The organism is Pseudomonas sp. G3-19 (genome assembly GCF_054855875.1).
The window spans coordinates 4872394-4892291 of sequence record NZ_JBMPIQ010000003.1 but is presented as its reverse complement, the minus strand read 5'-3'; the positions used below and the strand labels follow the sequence as shown (position 1 = coordinate 4892291).

The following is a 19898-nucleotide window of genomic DNA, read 5'->3' as shown; positions in this document are numbered from 1 at the left end:
GATCAACATGAGCGACGACCTGCACTTGTCAGATGTCAAAACCCTGCGCGAACGTGCGCGACAACACGTCGAGAACGGCGCGGTAACCGAGAGCTACAGCGCCGACCGTGACGAGGTGCTGCGCTTGCTCAACGAGTCGCTGGCCACCGAACTGGTCTGCGTGCTGCGTTACAAGCGTCACTACTTCATGGCCAACGGCGTGAAGGCTCACGTGGCCGCTGAAGAATTCCTCGAACATGCAACCCAGGAAGCGCAACACGCCGACCGTCTGGCCGAGCGCATCGTGCAACTGGGCGGCGAGCCGGAGTTCAATCCGGACCTGCTGTCGAAAATGTCCCACGCCCAATACGTGGCCGGGAACACCCTGAAGGAAATGGTCTACGAAGACCTGGTGGCCGAGCGGATCGCCATCGACAGCTACCGCGAGATCATCCAGTACATCGGCGAGAAAGACCCGACCACCCGGCGCATCTTCGAAGACATCCTCGCGCAGGAAGAAGAGCATGCGGATGACATGGCCGACATTCTGAAAGACCTCTGAACCTTTGATACCGCTATCGCGAGCAGGCTCACTCCTACAAGTTTTGCGCTGTACCTGTAGGAGTGAGCCTGCTCGCGATGACGCGTTTACAGACGCTGAAGATTTACTTGGTTGGCTTGACGGTCACTGGCGCCTTTCCCGCCTTCATCTGCTCAAGCAGAGGCGCACACTGGTTCGGCTCCCCACCGCTCGGCGCCACCAGCGCCAACAGCCCCGCCGCCGGTGCAGCAATCACGCCCAGTGCAACCATCCCCGCGCCGCGTAGCATCAACGGCACGGCCTTGACCCCGGCGTCCGGCTTGATGAACTTGCCGCGCACGTACAGCGGTGAACGCAGCGAAATCAGACGCCAGCCCTTGGACTCCGGTGTCACCGTCAGGTCCAATTGCTCGGTGGCCATGTTCGCGGTGCCGTCGATGTAGATGATCGCGTTCTCGGTATCGAACACAAACAGCCGTGTGGTCGCCAGGCCAGTCTTGATGTCGAAGTCCGCCGCCGCGCAGTTGATCTTCACTTCCTTGTCGCCAAAAATCTTGCCGACCACGTAGTTGCCGACGTTGAGTCCCGCCAGTTCCATCAGCTCACGGCTGATTGCGCCGTCGTTGATCAGCATCTTCAACTGGCCATTGGCGCCGCCGAGCAGCTTGGCCACCGAGTTGCCGCGACCGCTGATATCAGCATCACCGTTGAGCTCACCGAAGCTGGTTTTCATCGGTTCGAAGGTCGGGAACAACTGCTTGAGCTTGAAGCCGCGCGCAGTCAGTTTGGCCCGGCCTTCCAGCGGTTCGGTGCGACCGTTGAGGCGGATCTGCGCGTCCAGATTGCCGCCGGCCACGCCGAAGCGCAGCGGCTCGAGGCTGAGTTCGCCGTCGTTGAGTTTCAGGTGGGTGTAGAGGTCGGTGAACGGCAGCTTTTCGCTGTGGACGATGCGCTTGCCGGTGAACTCGACGTCGGCATCCATCGCGCGCCAGCGGTCGGTCTTGAATTCTTCCACCGGCAGCACTTTGTCGGTCGGCTGCTTGCTTTCGCCGCCGCGGGCCTTTTGCTTGTCATTCGAGTCGGCGCCGATCAGCGGCGCGAGGTCGGCGAACAGCAATTGATTGGACAGCAACGCGCCGCTCAGTTTGGGCCGAGGCTGGCTGGCGACGTAGGTCAGATCGCCGTGAATGTCACTGCCGCCGATCTTGCCGTTGAACTGCTCATAGGTGAACTTCGCCCCGCCAGCGTCGTGCAGCTTGGCAATCAGATGGCCGTCGGTGGCGTACGGCGGCGTGTCCGGCAGGGTCACGCGGGTCAGTGGATAGAGGTTGCCGAGGCTGGCGCCGGCCAGTTTCAGACGCAGATCAAGAGCGCCAAGGTTGAGCGGGTCGGTCAAGGTGCCAGCGAGTTCGATGCTGGTGGCGCCGATCTTCGCCTGGGCCTGCAGCGGGAATGGCTTGTTCGCGTCCTGCAACGCCAGTAATCCGCCTATCTTGCCCTGGCCGGTGAGATTCTGGCCGTGGTATTGGCCTTTGACCTTCAGCGCGAACGCATAGTCCTGCGGCGCAGCGCCTTTGTCCTGCGCTGTTTTCGCGGCTTTGGCGCCGACGATATCGCTGAACGGAATCGGCTTGCCCAGCGGATCGATCAACACATCGAGATTAGTCTTGAGTGTCTGGTCATCCAGGGTAACGTGGCCTTTGTCGAAGCCAATCGCCCCGATGTCCACCACCCAGTTCGACGGTTCGGCATTCGGATCTTTCGGGTCGAACTTGAAGGTCCAGTTGGCGCGGCCATCGGCCAGGCGTTGCAGTTGCGCGTTGGGTTCGGTCAGGTCGATGCGCGGGATCGTCACCCGTTGCGCCAGCAGTGCCAGCGGCGAGATGCGCAGTTCCACGCGTTTGAGCGTGACCATCTGCGGCTGCTTCGACCAATCCGGGTTGCCCAGCGTCAGGTCCTCAGCCACCACGTGCGGCCACGGCACCCAGGCCCGCCAGCCGCCCTCGTCCGGCTCGCGCTGCCAGATCACCGCGAGGTTGCCATTGATGGCGAACGGACGATGCAATTCTTCCGAGACTTTGGCGTTGAGCGGCGGTTTGATCCGGTTCCAGTCGAAGAACACGATGATCAGAACCAGTACCGCCAGCAGCAGTACGAGGATGGCGAAGGTCCAACTGAAGATTTTTCCGGTGCGCGTCATGCACAAAACTCCTGATGACGACCGCACGCCGACTTCGCGACGCACAGCTGAAACGGCGGGCCAAAGCGGCCCTCATGAACTCTACGACTGGCAAACAGTGCGCAGGTTTAATCGGAATATAGATTCCGCGGCAAAAAATCGCCCGAATGCTGACCGATTGGTCGAACAGCGTTACCGCTGCCCGCACATTTGCGAGGCGCGAGTGAGTCGAAAATACCCACTGCGGTGCAAAACCACCGCCCGCAAATGCCCGAGCTAGAGCGCTTCCGCAGAACAATCAATTCTGTTGATTATTACCATTGCGTTTATGAACTTTTATATCGACTTATCGAGAGTAGCATTGGCTTCGTACCCACTTTATCGCCCTCCCAAGGAGCAACCCATCATGAAACGCCAATTACTGCTCAGCCTTACCCTGTCGATGCTAGCCAGCACCGCTTTTGCCCTGCCCGCTGCCGATCAGGCTACCCCACAAGTGAAATCCAGCCACTCGGTGTTCAGCCAGACTGTGGCGGCTGACGGCAGCGACCGTACCCCACAAGGTCAGACTCTGGCTGAAAACGGTCGTCATCGTCTGGAAGAAAAAGGTCTGGTTGAAGATGGCTACGACAAGACCCCACAAGGTCAAGCTGTAGCAGAAGGCGGCCGTGATCGCCTGGAACAGAAAGGTCTGGTTGAAGACGGCTATGACAAAACTCCACAAGGTCAGACCCTGGCTTCCGATGGCAGCGACCGTACTCCACAAGGCCAGACCCTGGCTGAAGACGGTTTCGATAAAACCCCACTGGGCCAAGCCGTTGCCGAAGGCGGTGGTGACCGTGTGATCGAACGCAACAGCGCTTTGAGCTAAGCCCATGGCGGCCTGGAAAAAAAGCCCAATCACCGGATTGGGCTTTTGACTTTTTCAGTACCGACAATCTGCGAAACCTTTTTTCCTGCTGACTTTTCCCCCTGCCGTTCGACGCCAGCAAAGCCGATTTGCTAGAGTGCGGCGCTTGTCCCGCTCAAGAAAACGCCTTTGCGATGCTGCCCCGCGCCGAACAGAAACAACAGACCCGCAACGCCCTGATGGACGCTGCCCGCCATTTGATGGAAAGCGGCCGAGGTTTCGGCAGCCTGAGCCTGCGCGAAGTGACCAAGACCGCCGGCATTGTGCCCACCGGTTTCTATCGGCATTTTGCCGACATGGACGAGTTGGGTCTGGTGCTGGTCAGTGAAGTCGGCCAGACCTTCCGCGAAACCATCCGCCTGGTGCGCCACAACGAATTCGTCATGGGCGGCATCATCGACGCGTCGGTGCGGATCTTCCTCGACGTGGTCAGCGCCAACCGTTCGCAGTTCCTGTTTCTCGCTCGTGAGCAATACGGCGGCTCGCAGCCGGTGCGTCAGGCGATTGGCCGTCTGCGCGAAAACATCAGCGCCGACCTCGCCGCCGACCTGACATTGATGCCCAAGCTGCAACATCTGGACGCTGCCGGGCTGAGCGTAATCGCCGACCTGATCGTCAAATCGGTGTTCGCCACTCTGCCGGACATCATTGACCCGCCCGCCGAGGCCCTGCCGGAGCATCTGACGCCGCAGGCGAAGATCACCCAGCAATTGCGCTTCATCTTTATCGGCCTCAAGCACTGGCAAGGGTTGGGCAGTACCGAATAACCTTCCTTTATTTGAGATCAGACCAAATCCCCCTGTGGGAGCGAGCTTGCTCGCGAAGGCGTCGTGTCAGCCAACTTCCAATTCACTGATCCACCGCCTTCGCGAGCAAGCTCGCTCCCACATTTGGTTCAGTGCCAAAGCCTCCATTTGGTGCATGTAAAAATCTTCACGCACCAAAACCTTCCAAAATTCTGCAACATCTTGAAACATCCTCTACGCTCCGACAGGGATTTCCTACATCTCGTCCGGTTGGCAAGCCCCTTGCTCTAGCCCTCCTACAAGTCCACTGCTGGAAGCTTTCCGATGCTGGTGATTCATCGCAGAATCGACCCTCAACCTGTCTGGTCCGCCGAGTTGCACCTGACCTTCGAAGCGCGGAGCAAAAGCCGTCTGCGCTGTTTCAGTGCCGATGGCGAAGACGTCGGGTTGTTTCTGGAGCGCGGTCAGGCACCGTTATATGACGGCGAATGCCTGCAGGCCGAGGACGGCCGCATCGTTCGCGTCTGCGCCCGCCCCGAGCAACTGCTGCACGTCACCTGCGCCAATGCCTTCGAACTGACCCGCGCCGCCTATCATCTGGGCAATCGCCACGTCGCCTTGCAAGTCGGCGATGGCTGGCTGCGTCTGCTCGACGATTACGTGCTCAAGGCCATGCTCGAACAGCTCGGCGCCCAGGTCGAGGCGATAGAAGCGCCGTTCCAACCGGAACACGGTGCCTACGGCGGCGGCCATCACCATTCGCGGCATGGCGACGAAGATTTCAACTACGCGCCCAAACTCCATCAGTTCGGCGTACGTCTGTGAACCCGGCCTGGGCGCTGTTGCGCCTGGCCAGTCCGCAACTGCCGATTGGCGGCTACAGCTATTCGCAAGGCCTGGAAATGGCGGTGGATAACGGCCGCGTGAACAACCCGGACAACGCCCGCCGCTGGATCAGCGATCAACTACTGCTCAACCTCGCCCGTTTTGAGGCGCCGCTGCTGCTGGCCCATTGTCAGGCCGCGGCCGAGGAAAACTGGCCCAAGTTGCTGCATCTCTGCGAAACCCAACGCGCCAGCCGCGAGACCCGCGAGTTGCATCTGGAGAGCCGGCAGATGGGCTACTCGCTGCAGCAATTGCTCAACGGTTTGCCGGAACTCGACGCGCCGGCCCGCAGCTTTCTTGAGCAATGCGCTGAACCGCACCTGGCCCTTGGCTGGGCACTCGCTGCCCGCGCCTGGCAGATCAGCCCACAGGACGCCCTCGCTGCGTGGCTATGGAGCTGGCTGGAAAACCAGCTCGCGGTACTGATGAAAACCCTGCCGCTGGGCCAGCAAGCCGCCCAGCGCCTGACCAGCGAACTGTTGCCGTTGCTGCAACAGGCGCAGCAGGACGCCACCCGCATCAATCCCGAACACATCGGCAGCGCCGCATTCGGCCTGTCTCTGGCGTGCATGGCGCATGAGCGCCAGTACAGCCGTCTGTTTCGCTCTTAGGGCCTGTCATCTTGGAGAAGCACATGAACACACAACCCCTGCGCGTCGGCATCGGCGGCCCGGTCGGTTCCGGCAAGACCGCATTGACCCTGGCCCTGTGCCTGGCGTTGCGCGATCGCTACAACCTGGCCGTCGTCACCAACGACATCTACACCCGCGAAGACGCCGACTTTCTGGTGCGCAACGAAGCGCTGGCACCGGAGCGGATCATTGGCGTGGAAACCGGTGGCTGCCCGCACACGGCGATCCGCGAAGACGCTTCGATCAACCTCGAAGCCGTCGATCAACTGAACCGGCGCTTTCCGGGGCTGGACCTGATTCTGGTGGAATCCGGTGGCGACAACCTGTCGGCAACCTTCAGCCCGGAGCTGTCAGACCTGACCATTTACGTGATCGACGTCTCCGCCGGCGACAAGCTGCCGCGCAAGGGCGGCCCGGGGATCTGCAAGTCCGACCTGCTGGTGATCAACAAAATCGACCTGGCGCCGCTGGTCGGTGCCTCGCTGGAAATGATGGATAGCGACACCCAGCGCATGCGCAACGGCAAGCCATTCGTCTTCAGCAACCAGAAAACCGGCCAGGGCCTGGAAGACATCATCGCCTTCATCGAGCGCCAGGGCCTGCTGAACGCCGCCTGATTCAATGACCAACAAGGAAGCTTATCCATGACACTCAAACGCATTCTCGGCGCCGTGGCGCTGCTGCTGACCCCGGCACTCGCCTTCGCCCACCCGGGCCACGGCGACAGCGGCTTGATCGCCGGCATCAGCCACCCGATCGGCGGCCTCGACCACTTGCTGGCGATGGTTGCAGTCGGCCTGTGGGCCGCGCAGCAGCAAGGCGCGGCACGCTGGGCGCTGCCCTGCACATTCGTCGGCACCATGCTGATCGGCGGCATGCTCGGTTTTGAAGGGCTGGAGTTGCCGGCGCTGGAAAGCGGGATCGCCGCTTCGGTGCTGGCGCTGGGTCTGGCGGTGGCACTGGCGGTGCGTCCACCGCTGGTGATGGCGGTGGCGGCGACGGCGTTGTTTGCGCTGTTCCATGGTGTGGCGCATGGCCTGGAACTGCCGGACATGAGCAGCCCTTGGGCGTATGCCGCCGGTTTTGTCGCGGCGACGGCGGCGCTGCATGCGGCGGGTTATGGCCTGGTGCGCGTGTTGCCTCAGGCTGCTGCACCATTGGTGCGAGTGGCGGGGGCTGCTTCGGCGGTGACCGGTGCATGGTTGCTGGCCGGCTGATCTTTATCGCCTGAACCGGCCTCTTCGCGAGCAAGCCCGCTCCCACAGGTTTTGTGTACAGCACAATTCCAGTGTGGGAGCGGGCTTGCTCGCGAAAGCGGTCTGACAGACACCGCGTCTCTAAAGGACGCGGCTCTGCTACCATGTCGCGCAATCGCCCCAGCCGTGACGACGTCCGCCAATGCCCCATGCTTGCCGCTCCACCTCCCTGCCCGAATTGACCGCCCTGTTCAGCGATGTGCAACAGCACTTTCTGAACGTGATCGTGCCGCTTTGGCAAGGTCCGGGCTGGAACGCCGACATGGCGCTGCCCTACGAGGCACTCGACGCGGCGCATCAACCTTTGCCACCGCAACGCTATCGGGCGATGGCCTGCGCACGGCAGCTGTACCTGTTTTCCAGCCTGATCGGGGTTGTGGATAACGCCGAGGTGCGCGCCGCCGCGCTGTTCCGCTCGCTGCAACGGCATTTCCACGACGCCGAGCACGGCGGCTGGTTCTACAGCGTCGACGCGCAAGGCAAGCCGCTGGATCAGCGCAAAGACCTCTACACCCACGCTTTCATCCTGTTCGCCTGCGCCCATTACTGGGCCAAGTCCCGGGAGCCGCTGGTGGAATCCACGCTGAACGCCGCACTGGAAATCATCGGTCGGCGCTTCGCCACCGGTGATGGCCTGTACGAAGCCTGTCTGGACCGCGACTGGATAACCCTGCAAACCGGGCCACTACAGAACCCGCTGATGCACCTGGCCGAAGCGTTCCTCGCCACCTTGGCGGTGCGTGAAGACGCGGCGACGCAGCAAGCGCTGGTCGAGTTATGCACAGCCATGCACACGCAGTTCGTCGATCCGCAGCACGGAGTGTTGATGGAGAAGCCGCTCGGGGCTGTGGATAACTGGTACGAGCCAGGGCATCAGTTCGAATGGTATTTCCTGCTTGAATCTTCAGCCCTGCTGCGCGGTTCGAAACTGCACGCGGCGCTGGAGCGAGCCTTTGCTTTCACCGAGCAATTCGGCGTTGAACAGCCGTCCGGCGCCGTGCGGGCGATGCTCGATCTGGAACTGGACGGTCGCCCGAAAGATTCGACTCAGCGCATCTGGGCGCAGGCGGAATACCTGCGCGCCCTGACCTTGCGCCCGAACAGCGAAGGCACCGTGCTGCGCCAGTTGCAGGCGCTGCAGCAGCGTTTTCTGCACGCGGGCGGGTGGCATGAATGCCGGGATGAGCTGGGAGAGGTCAGCCGCAAGGACATGCCTTCGACGACGCCTTATCACCTGGCGACGTGCTACAGCGGGCTGGCTGAATATCTGCGTTGATTGAAAAATAGCTTTCGCGAGCAAGCCCGCTCCCACATGGGAATTTCGGCGAACACATAATCTGTGAACAGCCTGGATCCCTGTGGGAGCGGGCTTGCTCGCGAATAGCCGTTACACGGTCTCTAGGCAATCCACTTCTTGTCACCGGTAAAGCTGATGGTCAACCAGCGTGCCGCATCCGGCTCGCCGAGCTGCGCCGAAATTTCCTCACGTAACGCATCCAGTTGCCCCACGCTTTGCAGCCGGTAATCCGCCGGCAACACCACATGAATCTCGATAAACCGCGCCCGCCCGTGCTTCTGCACGTAGGTCACGTAATCATCGAAACCATGCTCGACCTTCGCCGCTTCCATGACCTGACGCACCTGATCATCCAGCGTGTCCGGGGCAATACCCAGTACATCACGCAGTGCCGGGCCGAGGATCTTGAACGCCGGTGGCAGCATGGTCAGCGCCAGCACGATCAGGATCAGCGGATCGACAAACTTCGCCCACTCGTCAAAGCCCTGGGCCTTGAGCAGCAACGCGGCGAGAAAACTGATCAACAGGCCGACCGAGAGCATCGCGTCCACCAGCCAGCTGATGTTGTCGAACTGGATCAGGCTGGACTTGAGCTTGCGATTGCGCCGACGCACATAGAAGAAATAGGCGAATTCGACGACGGTGAACACCGCCGCATAAATGATCACCAGCCCCAGCTCGATGTCGCGGCCGCCGTTGATGATGCCGAACACACCGTTGAGAAAGGCATAGATCGCGATCAACAGCAGGAAGCTGCCTTCGATCAGCAGCACCATCGGCTCCAGATGCCAGAAACCGAACTGGAAGCGGTGATTGCTTTCTTTGGCGATCAGCCGGGCGGTGATCAGCATCAGCACTTTGATGAACGTTGCGATCAGCGAGAAAAAACCATCGAAAAGGATGGATTGCGAACCTGAAACAAAACCGGTGACGATCCCGGCAATCGACACCGCGAACATCAGGATGGTCGATTGTTTGAGCAGTGACTGCTCACCTCGGTTACTCACTTTAACTCCTCGAAAACCTTGAAAACCGCAGGGTGCGGTGGGGTTGTTGCGAGGAGAGTTTACCTTATCGGTATTTATTGCCTGTGACGGCCCCTTCGCGAGCAAGCTCGCTCCCACATGAGACCGCGATCAAATGTGGGAGCGAGCTTGCTCGCGAATGGCCTCAACGCGGTGTCAGGCCTTGTTACGCTCGATCGCAAACCCCGCCCAGGTCTGGCTCACCGGCATCAGCTCCAGGCTGTTGATGTTGATGTGCGCCGGGGCGTTGAGCACCCAGAAGATGGTCTCGGCGATGTCCTGCGGCTGGATCGGCTCAGCACCGGCGTAAGTGGCGTTGTAGCGTTCCTGGTCACCGGCAAAGCGCACCAGCGAGAACTCGCTTTCGCACAGACCCGGCTCGATGTTGCTGACACGCACGCCAGTGCCCTGCAGGTCGCAACGCAGGTTCAGCGAGAATTGCTTAACGAACGCCTTGGTCGCGCCATACACGTGGCTGCCCGGGTACGGGTAGTTGCCGGCGATGGAGCCGAGGTTGACGATACCGGCGCCACGGCCGTGAGCGATCAAACGCGGCAGCAGCAGACGAGTGCTGTACATCAGGCCCTTGACGTTGGTGTCGACCATGGTGTCCCAGTCGTCGAGGTCGCATTTGGGTGCCGGATCGACGCCCAGCGCCAGCCCGGCGTTGTTGATCAGGCCACGCAGCTTGGCGAACGACGGCGGCAGATTGGCAATTGCCTCTTCCATCGCCTTGCGGTCACGCACGTCGAGCACCAGACCATGCACTTCAGTCTGCTTCGACAACTCGGCGCACAGCGCGTCGAGACGTTCTGCACGACGGCCGGTCAACACCAGTTTCCAGCCAGCCTCGGCGAAACGACGGGCACAGGCTTCACCAAAACCGGAGGTTGCGCCGGTAATAAACAGGGTGTTGGACATCGTGTTCTCCTTGCGTCGGCCGCCAGCGCAGCCATTGGAATAGAAAATCAGCAGCCAGCATGCCCGGCCCGGCATTTACGAGCAACACCCGCACCGGGACATCTTCCGATCAAAATTTGATCAATCGTCGCTACACCGTATGTGGCTTGGCCTGTAGCCATGTGCACGCACGTTATCCACAGTCCCTTCCACAGTTTCCGGGGGCAAGTGGAAACGCGCAAAGCCGCGCCATACAAGGCTTTGCGCAGGAAACAGAAAGTTTTTTGCTTGACCCTGAAGCGGCTGATGTGCCGGAGATGGCATTTTGCACGACCGGACGGTCAGTGCAGTGATTGCGCGAGGCCAGTAATTACGGCGCTCAGCGGAGTCTTTCCAGAGTTTAGTCACAGACTTATCCACAGGCTTGCTCACACGTAATTGTCTCTACAGAACAGCCTAGAAAAAGGTTGACAACAGCGTCTTCAGCTCCAGCAAAAACGCCTGATCAAAAAGCGATCACCAGCCTGCAGACCACGGAACACAAGGGCTTCAGCCAGCTACTCCCACGTTATTCACAGCCAGCTCCACAGTAAACGGGGACAAGTCAAAACTGTGGAAAAACAGCCATTTGCAGCGTCTATATGTCGCGCTTTGGCAGCTATGGGAATTTGTTTTCCACAATTCTGAAATCTGGCGCAGATCAACTGTGGGAGCGGGCTTGCTCGCGAAGAGGATGTGTCATAAAACACGGCGTTATCTGACACACCCTCTTCGCGAGCAAGCCCGCTCCCACAAGGGATTTGTGCGGGACTTGGGATGTAAAAAGCCCCGGGACTTTCGTCGCGGGGCTTTGTGGACAACTCAAGCAGAATCAGTGCCCGCCCAGGTAAGCGTTACGCACCTCCTCATTCACCAACAACTCCTTACCGGTACCGGTCAGACGAATCTCGCCGTTGACCATCACGTACGCCCGATCCGACAGCTTCAACGCATGGTTGGCGTTCTGCTCGACGAGGAAAATGGTCATGCCGGTTTTCGCCAGTTCCCGCAGGGTGGCGAAGATCTGTTTCACCACGATCGGCGCCAACCCCAGGCTTGGCTCATCGAGCAGCAGCAATTTCGGCCGGCTCATCAGCGCACGGGCAATGGCGAGCATCTGCTGCTCACCACCGGACATGGTCATCGCCCGCTGGGTACGGCGCTCTTCGAGCCGCGGGAACAGCTCGAACATGCGCTGCATGTCCTCCTTGGCATATTTGTCGCCGATCGGGATGGTGCCCATCAGCAGGTTCTCCTCGACGGTCATGTCGGGGAACACCCGCCGCCCTTCCGGCGACTGCGCGATGCCGTTGGAGGCGATGTAGTGCGAGGACTTGTGGGTGATGTCGACGCCTTGATAGAGGATCTGCCCACCCGCCGCGCGCGGCTGGCCGAAGATCGACATCAGCAGGGTCGATTTACCCGCGCCGTTGGAGCCGATCAGGCTGACGGTCTCGCCTTCGTTGATCTGCAGCGACACGCCCTTGAGGGCCTGGATCGGGCCGTAGAACACGTCCAGGTCTTTGAGTTCGAGGATCGGTTTGCTCATACCAGCTCCTCTTCGTCGGCGCCCAGGTAGGCGGCAATCACTTTCGGATCGTTGCGGATCGCCTCGGGCCCGCCCTCGGCGATGACCACGCCGTGGTCCAGCACCACGATGTGGTCGGAAATGCTCATGACCATGCCCATGTCGTGTTCGATCAGCACCACGGTCAGATCATGCTCGTCGCGCAGCAGCCGGATCATCGCGCTCAGTGCTTCGGTTTCCTGAGGGTTGAGACCGGCGGCCGGTTCGTCGAGGCAGATGATCTGCGGCCGCGTGCACATGGCCCGGGCGATTTCCAGACGGCGTTGCTGGCCGTAGGACAGTTCACCGGCCAGACGGTTGGCGCAGTCCACCAGATCGACCACTTCGAGCCAGTAGAACGCGCAGTCCAGCGCATCACTTTCGGCCTTGCGGTAGCCCTTGGTGTTGAGGATGCCGGCGAGCATGTTGCGGTTGACCCACATGTGCTGCGCCACCAACAGGTTCTCCAGCACCGACATTTCCTTGAACAGGCGAATGTTCTGGAAGGTCCGGGCCAGGCCGGCGCGGTTCACCAAATGGGTGCCGCCGAACATCTTGTAGTACAGGCGACTGAGGAAGCTTTTCGGCGAGACGAAGTCGGTCGGTTTGAAAGACTCGCCCAGCAGCTGGATGACGTTGGTCTGTTTGCCGCGCACGTTGAGTTCGATCTTGCCGCCGGAGGCCTTGTAGAACCCGGTCAGGCAGTTGAACACCGTGGTCTTGCCGGCGCCGTTCGGCCCGATCAGGGCGAAGATCGAGTTGCGTTTGACCTTGAGGCTGACATCGCTCAGGGCCTTGATGCCACCGAAGTGCATCATCAGTTTTTCCACAGAGAGTACGACTTCACTCATGGCGCAGTCCTCTCATAGTGAATGGCACCTTTGCGTGGAGTGACCCCGGTACGGCTGATGCGAATCAGCCCGCGTGGTCGCCAGATCATCATCAACACCATCAGGATGCCGAACAGCAGCACGCGGTATTCAGCGAAGCCGCGCAGCAGTTCCGGAGCAACCGTCAACACGAATGCCGCAATCACCACGCCGATGGTCGAGCCCATGCCGCCGAGCACGACGATGGCGAGGATCAGCGCCGATTCGAAGAAGGTGAACGAGGTCGGGTTGACGAAGCCTTGATAGGTGGCGAAAAACACCCCGGCCAGCCCGGCGGTGGATGCACCGATAGTGAACGCCGAGAGCTTGACCAGCACATGGTTGAGGCCCATCGAGCGGCAGGCGATTTCATCTTCGCGCAGGGCTTCCCAAGCGCGACCCACCGGCATTTTCACCAGACGATGCTTGATGTACAGCACGGCCAGTACCACCAGGAACAACACCGTGTAGATGAAGTAATACTTCACGTCCGGGTTGTAGGCGATGCCGAAGAACTCGTGGAACGGCACCCCGCCATCCTTGGCCCGCTTGCCGAATTCCAGACCGAAGAAGGTCGGCAGTGGCGCCGGCATGCCGTTCGGCCCGCCGGTCAGCGACAGCCAGTTGTTGAGGATCAGGCGGATGATTTCACCGAAGCCCAGAGTCACGATCGCCAGATAGTCGCCGTGCAGACGCAGCACCGGAAAACCGAGGATGCAGCCGGCCAGGCCCGCAGTGATCGCCGCCAGTGGCAGCACGGTCCAGAAGCCCAGCCCGAGATATTGATAACCGAGCGCTAGACCGTAGGCGCCGATGGCGTAGAACGCCACGTAACCGAGGTCGAGCAGGCCGGCCAGACCGACCACGATGTTCAGCCCCAGGCCCAACAGCACGTAGATCAGCCCGAGGATGACCACGCCCAGCAGGTACGAGTTGGAGACAAACGGCACGATGACCGCGAGCACGATCAGCAGTGGAATGATCCAGCGCAGGCGTGATTTGTGATCGGCAGGCAGCACATGCACACCGGAGCCGGTGCTCTCGAATCCGTCGAGAATCTTCAGGCCCTTGGGCGTCTGCAGAAACAGACTCAAGGCAAAGCGGCCGATCATGACAATGCCGATGATCCACGCCACGCGGGTTGGTTCGAGGTTGAAGCTGTAGCCTTCGAGCACGACGCCGACAATCGGGCCGAACACGATCAGGGCAATCAGGCCGGCCAGAATCGCCTCAACCAGACTTTTTTTGATATCGATGGATTTTTGGGTGGTTGAAGACATCGCTTACACCTTCGACACAAGAGGACGGCCCAACAGGCCCTGAGGCCGGAAGACCAGAACAAGTACGAGCAGCGAGAAGCTGAACACGTCTTTGTAGTCGGAGTTGACCAGGCCCGAGAACAGCGACTCGGAGATGCCGAGAATGATCCCGCCGAGCATCGCGCCGGGCAGTGAGCCGATCCCGCCCAGCACGGCGGCGGTGAACGCCTTGATGCCGATGACGAAGCCTGCGTAGAAGTCGAACGTGCCGTAGTTCATGGTGATCAGCACGCCGGCCAGCGCCGCCATCGCTGCACCGATGATGAACACGTAGGAAATCACCCGGTCGGTGTTGATCCCGAGGATCGAAGCCATCTTGCGGTCTTGCTGGGTGGCGCGGCACATGCGGCCGAGCTTGGTGTACTTGATCACGTAGGTCAGCAGGCCCATGCCGACAAATGCGGCGACCAGAATGAAGATCTTGGTGTAGGTCAGTTGGACGAAACCGCTGCCGACGTCGATGCGCCAGGCACCGGTAAGCAGTGTCGGAACACCCTGTTGACGGGCGCCCTGGCTGATCTGGGCGTAGTTTTGCAGGATCAGGGAGATACCGATGGCACTGATCAGCGGTGCCAGTCGGGTGGAGTTGCGCAGAGGTTTGTAGGCGACGCGTTCGATTACCCAGCCATAAACGCCAGTGACGACGATGGTGAAAACCAGCGTGCCGAGCATCAACAGCGGGAAGGATTCAATACCGAAGTAAGCCAGCAGAGCCAGACTGATTGCCGCGAGGTACGCGGAAATCATGTAAACCTCGCCGTGGGCGAAGTTGATCATGCCGATGATGCCGTAGACCATTGTGTAGCCGATGGCGATCAGGCCATAGACCGACCCGAGGGTCAGGCCGTTGACCAGTTGCTGCAGGAAAATACCATCCATAACGCAATCTCACGCAATGAGAACCTGCCCACCGGAGCGGGCGGCTCTTCTAGGAAAAATACAGATTTACGTCGGAGCAATGCAGACACGTTCCCCCGGAACACCATCGCCTCCTGTGGGAGCGGGCTTGCTCGCGAAAGCGGTGTATCAGCTACCGTTGATGGCGACTGACATCCCGCATTCGCGAGCAAGCCCGCTCCCACAGGGGTTCATGGTGTTCGGATGATCGCGTCAGCCCTTACTTCTGTTTTTCCAGCTGATGGTATTTGCCGTCCTTGTCCCACTGGTAAACCACGTAGTCAGAGACTTTCAGGTCGCCCTTCTTGTCCCAGGCTTTCTCGCCCATGACGGTTTTCACCGGGTTGGCCTTGAGCCACTCGGCGGCTTTTTCGCCACTGTTGGACTTGGCGCCGTTGAAGGCGGCCGCCAGGGTCTGAACCGACGCGTACGCGTACAGGGTGTAGCCTTCAGGCTCGGTGCCGGCCTTGCGGAACGCGTCCACTACCGTCTTGCTGTCTGGCAGCAGGCGAGGGTCGGCGCCGAAGGTCATCAGCACGCCGTCAACGTATTGCGGGCCACCGGCGGTGGTCACCAGTTCGTCGGTGACGATGCCGTCGTCAGACATGAACTTGACGTCTTTCAGGCCTTCGGTACGCAGTTGCTTGACCAGCGGGCCGGCTTCCGGGTGCAGGCCGCCGAAGTAGACCACGTCGGCACCGGCTGCACGAATCTTGGTGACCACAGCGCTGAAGTCTTTCTCGCCACGGGTCAGGCCTTCATACAGCACCGGCTTCACGCCACGTTTTTCCAGTTGAGCCTTGGTCGCATCGGCCAGGCCCTGACCGTAGGTGTCCTTGTCGTGCAGCACGGCAACTTTCTTGCCCTTGAGCACGTCGACGATGTAGTCGCCCGCGACGATGCCTTGCTGGTCGTCACGCCCGCACATACGGAACATGGCGCTCAGGCCGCGCTCGGTCACTTGCGGGTTGGTGGAACCCGGGGTGATCGCGATAACGCCGGCTTCGTCGTAGATTTCCGAGGCGGGGATGGTGGAAGAGGAGCAGAAGTGACCGACCACGCCGGCTACCTTCTGGTTGACCAGATCCTTGGCGACTGTCACTGCCTGTTTCGGTTCGCAGGCGTCATCGCCCTTGACCAGTACGATTTTCTCGCCGTTGACGCCGCCCGCCGCGTTGACCGCGTCCGCCGCTGCCTGTGCACCCTTCATGTACTGCTCGCCAAATGCCGCGTTGGCGCCAGTCATCGGACCCGCTACACCGATTTTCACATCAGCTTGAGCAAACGCAGAAACACCCAACGCAGTAGCTACTGCGAGGGCCAGAAAGCCTTTCTTGTAAAACGTCTGGGACATGAGGTGGTGCTCCAAGGTTTTTTTTAGTTGGCACTGCGACTTCACTTCACTGAATGCTCTGAGCAAGCGCCGTGCCATCGGTTTTTTATTCTTCAAAAAGTCGCTGCTTTCTTGTTATTTCGACTGTTTCGTTCCCATTTTCATTGGGCGTGCAACCGTCTAAACCGCGGAAGGTGAAACCTTTTTAAATCTGAGGCGCAACCCGCTTGCGCCATCATTGCAACCGCGGCACCAAACGACGTGCAACCAGCCTGTAACAGCTCGCGTCACCGAACTGCACACTGCTGGTGCGGGACTGCTACAACCCGCACCATTAGAGGCTAGTCGCTACGCCGAAAAGCGCCGCTTCCGGCAACATATTTCAACACTCAAATGACGATGCGCAGGCACTGGCCCGCGTGATACAGCGAGAAGCCGGCCTCGTACAGGCAACTGCGCAGGCCGACGCCGGCCAGGGGCTGCATCGGTGTGAAGGGGATCGGCAGGGCTTGAGGATTTCCGTCACACAGGTAGTCGGCGAAGGCTTTGCCGACCACGGTGCCGGTGGTCACGCCACGACCGTTGTAACCGGTGACGGCCACCAGTCCCGGCGCCGGTTCGAACAGGCGCATCAGGTGATCGGGGGTGAAGGCGATGCGCCCGGTCCAGGTGCATTCCCATTCCACCGGTTTCAGGTTGGGGAAGTAGTGTTGCTGCACCCGGTCGGCCCAGGCCTTGAGGAACCACGTCGGCTTCTGATTGCCGTTGCCCAGACTGCCGAGTAACAACCGGCCGTCCTTGTCACGACGGATGCTGCTCAGCACTTGGCGCGTGTCCCACGAGCCCTGCCCGCCGGGGAGGATGTCATGGGCGGCGTCTTCGGTCAGCGGCACCGAAGCGACCTGATAGTAGTAACCGGGGAAGAAGTTGCGCTTGAGTTCGGTCCAGTCGCCCTCGGTGTAGGCGTTGGAGGCGATCACCACTTGCTCGGCGAGTACCGAACCTAGCTCGGTCTGCACCGACCATAGCTGGCCCACGCGTTCGAGACGGGTCACTGGCGAGTGATCGAACATCTGCCCGCCCAAGCCCTTCACCGCGTTGGCCAGGCCGGTGACATAGGCCATAGGGTTGAGCGTACCGGCGCGGCGGTCGAGCAGCGCGGCGGCAATCTTCTGCGTGCCGGTGGCTTGCTCGCAGGCCTTGCCGGTGAGCAACTCAACCGGCGCCCCGCGGCGCTTCCATTGTTGCTCGCGACTGCGCAGATCCGCCTCGCCCTTGGCGTTGTGCGCCATGTGCAGGGTGCCTTCGCGGCGCAACTGGCAATCGATGTTGTATTTATCCACAAGGCTGAACACCAGCGCCGGCGCCGCCCCGAGCATGCGGTTGAGCTGACTGCCGACCGCTTCGCCGAATCCGGCTTCGATCTCGTCCGGCGGGATCCACATGCCGGCGTTGACCAGCCCGACGTTGCGTCCGGAGCCGCCATACCCGGCACGATGCGCTTCGAGCACGCAGACGCTTTTGCCCTTCTCCAACAGATGCAGCGCCGCCGACAACCCGGTAAACCCGGCGCCGATCACGCAGACATCGACTTTGACCTCACTCTTGAGCGCGGTGTTATCCGGGCGCTGCGGCGTGAGTTTTTCCCACAGACATTCTTCGCGTAACGGCATTGCCAGACTCCAACAGAAACCTGCCAAACACACTGCTGATCCTGTGGGATAAAGCCCTGTGGCGAGGGGATTTATCCCCGATCGGTTGCATAGCAACCGTAAAACCAGTGCATGCGGTGTATCTGAAACTCCGCGATTGCATGTTTTGGGGCCGCTGCGCAGCCCATCGGGGATAAATCCCCTCACCACAAAAGCCCGCTCCCAGGATCTGCTTCATTCCAAACTCAGTCGAAGGTAATGCCCTGCGCCAGCGGCAACTCCAGCGAGTAGTTCACGGTGTTGGTCTGGCGGCGCATGTAGGCGCGCCAGGCGTCGGAGCCCGACTCACGACCGCCACCGGTCTCCTTCTCGCCACCAAACGCGCCGCCGATTTCCGCGCCGCTCGGGCCGATGTTGACGTTGGCGATGCCACAGTCGCTGCCGACCGCCGACATGAACTGCTCGGCCTCGCGCACGTCGGTAGTGAAGATGCACGACGACAGGCCCTGCGGCACCGCATTGTTCAAGCGCAGTGCTTCCTGGAAGTCGCTGTAGCCGACCACGTAGAGGATCGGGGCAAAGGTTTCGCTGCAGACCACGTCGCTCTGCTCTGGCATTTCGACAATGGCCGGCGACACGTAGTAGGCGTTGGGGAACTGATCTTCGAGCTGACGCTTGCCGCCGAACACCCGGCCGCCCTCGCTCAGTGCCTGCTCCAGCGCGTCCTGCATATTTTCGTAGCTGTGTTTGTCGATCAGCGGGCCGACCAGATTGCCTTCCAGCGGATGACCGATGCGCACTTTGGCGTACGCGGCTTTGAGGCGGGTGACGATTTCTTCCTTCACCGACTCATGGGCAATCAGCCGCCGCAGGGTGGTGCAACGCTGCCCGGCAGTACCGACCGCACTGAACAGGATGGCGCGCACGGCCATGTCCAGATCGGCGCTCGGGCCGAGGATCATCGCGTTGTTGCCGCCCAGTTCGAGAATGCTGCGAGCAAAACGTGCGGCGACTTTCGGCGCCACTTCACGGCCCATGCGGGTGCTGCCGGTGGCGCTGACCAGCGCGACACGCGGGTCATCCACCAGCGCTTCGCCGGCATCACGGCCACCGATGATCACCTGGCACAGGTGCGCCGGCGCATCGGTGAAATTCTTCACCACGCGATCGAACAGTGCCTGGCAGGCCAGTGCGGTCAGCGGGGTTTTCTCCGACGGCTTCCACACCACCGGGTTACCGCAGACCAGCGCCAACGTGGTGTTCCACGCCCACACCGCGACGGGGAAGTTGAACGCGCTGATCACGCCGACCACGCCCAGCGGATGCCAGGTTTCACGCATGTGGTGGCCCGGGCGCTCGGAGGCGATGGTCAAACCGTACAGCTGACGCGACAGGCCGACGGCGAAGTCGCAGATGTCGATCATCTCCTGCACTTCACCGAGGCCTTCCTGAGTGATCTTGCCCGCTTCCCACGACACCAGTTCGCCAAGGTCAGCCTTGTACTCACGCAGCACTTCGCCGAACTGACGCACCAGTTCGCCGCGACGCGGGGCCGGCACCTTGCGCCACAGCTCGAAAGCATGATCTGCGCGACTGATGTGCTGCTCGACTTCGGCCGGGCCTTCCCAGTTCACGGCGGCGATGCGGCTGCCGTCGATGGGCGAATGCACCGGCACTTTGCCGTTCTGATACAGGGCCGGGTTCACACCAAGACGATCAAGCAATGCGGCAACCATGGGTCACTCCTCAAGCGAAAAACAGAATGTGTGCGGACGCATTTTCGCGACCGGGCAGGCCTTTAGTTGTAGCTTCCCGAGGGCAAGGCAACAAACGACCTTTACGCGAGATATCATTCCGTTTATTCATGCTGCG

General features: G+C 60.7%; 18 protein-coding genes. 8 read left to right on the top strand and 10 right to left on the bottom strand.

Annotated features, from left to right (window positions below; genetic code table 11):
- Positions 1-7 precede the first annotated feature (7 nt).
- Positions 8-541 (top strand): ferritin-like domain-containing protein, encoded by a 534-nt coding sequence (locus tag ACOYXI_RS22325; protein ID WP_027613544.1) that lies wholly within the window; start codon positions 8-10, stop codon positions 539-541.
- A 103-nt stretch (positions 542-644) separates the two neighbouring features.
- On the opposite strand, the gene ACOYXI_RS22320 is transcribed toward ACOYXI_RS22325, so the two are convergent.
- Positions 645-2720, bottom strand: coding sequence for an AsmA family protein (locus ACOYXI_RS22320; RefSeq protein ID WP_461675306.1), 2076 nt, complete (start codon positions 2718-2720; stop codon positions 645-647).
- A gap of 385 nt (positions 2721-3105) precedes the next feature.
- Between ACOYXI_RS22320 and ACOYXI_RS22315 the strand changes: the two genes are divergently transcribed.
- From ACOYXI_RS22315 to ACOYXI_RS22285, 7 genes are all read left to right on the top strand, one after another.
- Positions 3106-3570: a hypothetical protein gene (locus tag ACOYXI_RS22315; RefSeq protein ID WP_098966970.1), complete on the top strand. Its 465-nt coding sequence runs from the start codon at positions 3106-3108 to the stop codon at positions 3568-3570.
- Between the two features lie 173 nt (positions 3571-3743).
- The gene (locus tag ACOYXI_RS22310; protein WP_027613541.1) at positions 3744-4376 is read left to right on the top strand and encodes a TetR family transcriptional regulator; all 633 of its coding nucleotides are present in this window, start codon (positions 3744-3746) and stop codon (positions 4374-4376) included.
- A gap of 303 nt (positions 4377-4679) precedes the next feature.
- The gene (gene ureE, locus ACOYXI_RS22305; RefSeq protein WP_003221180.1) at positions 4680-5180 is read left to right on the top strand and encodes an urease accessory protein UreE; all 501 of its coding nucleotides are present in this window, start codon (positions 4680-4682) and stop codon (positions 5178-5180) included.
- Positions 5177-5851 (top strand): urease accessory protein UreF, encoded by a 675-nt coding sequence (locus tag ACOYXI_RS22300; protein WP_461675305.1) that lies wholly within the window; start codon positions 5177-5179, stop codon positions 5849-5851. Before ureE ends, ACOYXI_RS22300 begins: the two co-directional genes overlap by 4 nt.
- 23 nt (positions 5852-5874) lie before the next feature.
- Positions 5875-6489, top strand: coding sequence for an urease accessory protein UreG (ureG, locus tag ACOYXI_RS22295; protein ID WP_098966966.1), 615 nt, complete (start codon positions 5875-5877; stop codon positions 6487-6489).
- A 27-nt stretch (positions 6490-6516) separates the two neighbouring features.
- Positions 6517-7089 carry a HupE/UreJ family protein gene (locus ACOYXI_RS22290; RefSeq protein ID WP_098966964.1) on the top strand — a complete coding sequence of 191 codons (573 nt, stop codon included), beginning with the start codon at positions 6517-6519 and terminating at the stop codon, positions 7087-7089.
- Positions 7090-7270: 181 nt separating this feature from the next.
- Complete coding sequence (locus ACOYXI_RS22285; RefSeq protein WP_461675304.1) at positions 7271-8404, top strand: AGE family epimerase/isomerase; 1134 nt, start codon at positions 7271-7273, stop codon at positions 8402-8404.
- 122 nt (positions 8405-8526) lie between these two features.
- Here ACOYXI_RS22285 and ACOYXI_RS22280 read toward each other — a convergent pair whose 3' ends face one another.
- The 9 genes from ACOYXI_RS22280 to amaB form a co-directional block, all read right to left on the bottom strand.
- Complete coding sequence (locus ACOYXI_RS22280; RefSeq protein ID WP_461675303.1) at positions 8527-9432, bottom strand: cation diffusion facilitator family transporter; 906 nt, start codon at positions 9430-9432, stop codon at positions 8527-8529.
- 174 nt (positions 9433-9606) lie between these two features.
- Complete coding sequence (locus ACOYXI_RS22275) at positions 9607-10371, bottom strand: SDR family oxidoreductase (protein ID WP_027613536.1); 765 nt, start codon at positions 10369-10371, stop codon at positions 9607-9609.
- 850 nt (positions 10372-11221) lie between these two features.
- Positions 11222-11938 carry an ABC transporter ATP-binding protein gene (locus ACOYXI_RS22270; protein WP_047600666.1) on the bottom strand — a complete coding sequence of 239 codons (717 nt, stop codon included), beginning with the start codon at positions 11936-11938 and terminating at the stop codon, positions 11222-11224.
- Positions 11935-12807 carry an ABC transporter ATP-binding protein gene (locus tag ACOYXI_RS22265; RefSeq protein ID WP_027613534.1) on the bottom strand — a complete coding sequence of 291 codons (873 nt, stop codon included), beginning with the start codon at positions 12805-12807 and terminating at the stop codon, positions 11935-11937. The genes ACOYXI_RS22270 and ACOYXI_RS22265 overlap by 4 nt, the downstream gene beginning before the upstream one ends.
- Entirely contained in the window at positions 12804-14105 is a 1302-nt protein-coding gene (gene livM / locus ACOYXI_RS22260; protein ID WP_135294846.1) for a high-affinity branched-chain amino acid ABC transporter permease LivM, read from the bottom strand. Before livM ends, ACOYXI_RS22265 begins: the two co-directional genes overlap by 4 nt.
- Positions 14106-14108: 3 nt before the next feature.
- Positions 14109-15023 carry an ABC transporter permease subunit gene (locus ACOYXI_RS22255; RefSeq protein ID WP_027613532.1) on the bottom strand — a complete coding sequence of 305 codons (915 nt, stop codon included), beginning with the start codon at positions 15021-15023 and terminating at the stop codon, positions 14109-14111.
- Positions 15024-15261: 238 nt separating this feature from the next.
- Complete coding sequence (locus tag ACOYXI_RS22250) at positions 15262-16395, bottom strand: ABC transporter substrate-binding protein (RefSeq protein ID WP_027613531.1); 1134 nt, start codon at positions 16393-16395, stop codon at positions 15262-15264.
- Positions 16396-16763: 368 nt separating this feature from the next.
- Positions 16764-18047, bottom strand: coding sequence for an L-pipecolate oxidase (amaA, locus tag ACOYXI_RS22245; protein WP_461675302.1), 1284 nt, complete (start codon positions 18045-18047; stop codon positions 16764-16766).
- A gap of 224 nt (positions 18048-18271) precedes the next feature.
- Complete coding sequence (gene amaB, locus ACOYXI_RS22240; RefSeq protein ID WP_098966956.1) at positions 18272-19762, bottom strand: L-piperidine-6-carboxylate dehydrogenase; 1491 nt, start codon at positions 19760-19762, stop codon at positions 18272-18274.
- Positions 19763-19898: the final 136 nt, after the last annotated feature.

Coding starts and splice junctions, on each gene's coding strand:
- ACOYXI_RS22325 (WP_027613544.1), top strand. CDS start 8: ATGAGCGACGACCTGCACTTGTCAGATGTCAAAACCCTGCGCGAACGT.
- ACOYXI_RS22320 (WP_461675306.1), bottom strand. CDS start 2,720: ATGACGCGCACCGGAAAAATCTTCAGTTGGACCTTCGCCATCCTCGTA.
- ACOYXI_RS22315 (WP_098966970.1), top strand. CDS start 3,106: ATGAAACGCCAATTACTGCTCAGCCTTACCCTGTCGATGCTAGCCAGC.
- ACOYXI_RS22310 (WP_027613541.1), top strand. CDS start 3,744: ATGCTGCCCCGCGCCGAACAGAAACAACAGACCCGCAACGCCCTGATG.
- ureE (WP_003221180.1), top strand. CDS start 4,680: ATGCTGGTGATTCATCGCAGAATCGACCCTCAACCTGTCTGGTCCGCC.
- ureG (WP_098966966.1), top strand. CDS start 5,875: ATGAACACACAACCCCTGCGCGTCGGCATCGGCGGCCCGGTCGGTTCC.
- ACOYXI_RS22290 (WP_098966964.1), top strand. CDS start 6,517: ATGACACTCAAACGCATTCTCGGCGCCGTGGCGCTGCTGCTGACCCCG.
- ACOYXI_RS22285 (WP_461675304.1), top strand. CDS start 7,271: ATGCCCCATGCTTGCCGCTCCACCTCCCTGCCCGAATTGACCGCCCTG.
- ACOYXI_RS22275 (WP_027613536.1), bottom strand. CDS start 10,371: ATGTCCAACACCCTGTTTATTACCGGCGCAACCTCCGGTTTTGGTGAA.
- ACOYXI_RS22270 (WP_047600666.1), bottom strand. CDS start 11,938: ATGAGCAAACCGATCCTCGAACTCAAAGACCTGGACGTGTTCTACGGC.
- ACOYXI_RS22265 (WP_027613534.1), bottom strand. CDS start 12,807: ATGAGTGAAGTCGTACTCTCTGTGGAAAAACTGATGATGCACTTCGGT.
- livM (WP_135294846.1), bottom strand. CDS start 14,105: ATGTCTTCAACCACCCAAAAATCCATCGATATCAAAAAAAGTCTGGTT.
- ACOYXI_RS22255 (WP_027613532.1), bottom strand. CDS start 15,023: ATGGATGGTATTTTCCTGCAGCAACTGGTCAACGGCCTGACCCTCGGG.
- ACOYXI_RS22250 (WP_027613531.1), bottom strand. CDS start 16,395: ATGTCCCAGACGTTTTACAAGAAAGGCTTTCTGGCCCTCGCAGTAGCT.
- amaA (WP_461675302.1), bottom strand. CDS start 18,047: ATGCCGTTACGCGAAGAATGTCTGTGGGAAAAACTCACGCCGCAGCGC.
- amaB (WP_098966956.1), bottom strand. CDS start 19,762: ATGGTTGCCGCATTGCTTGATCGTCTTGGTGTGAACCCGGCCCTGTAT.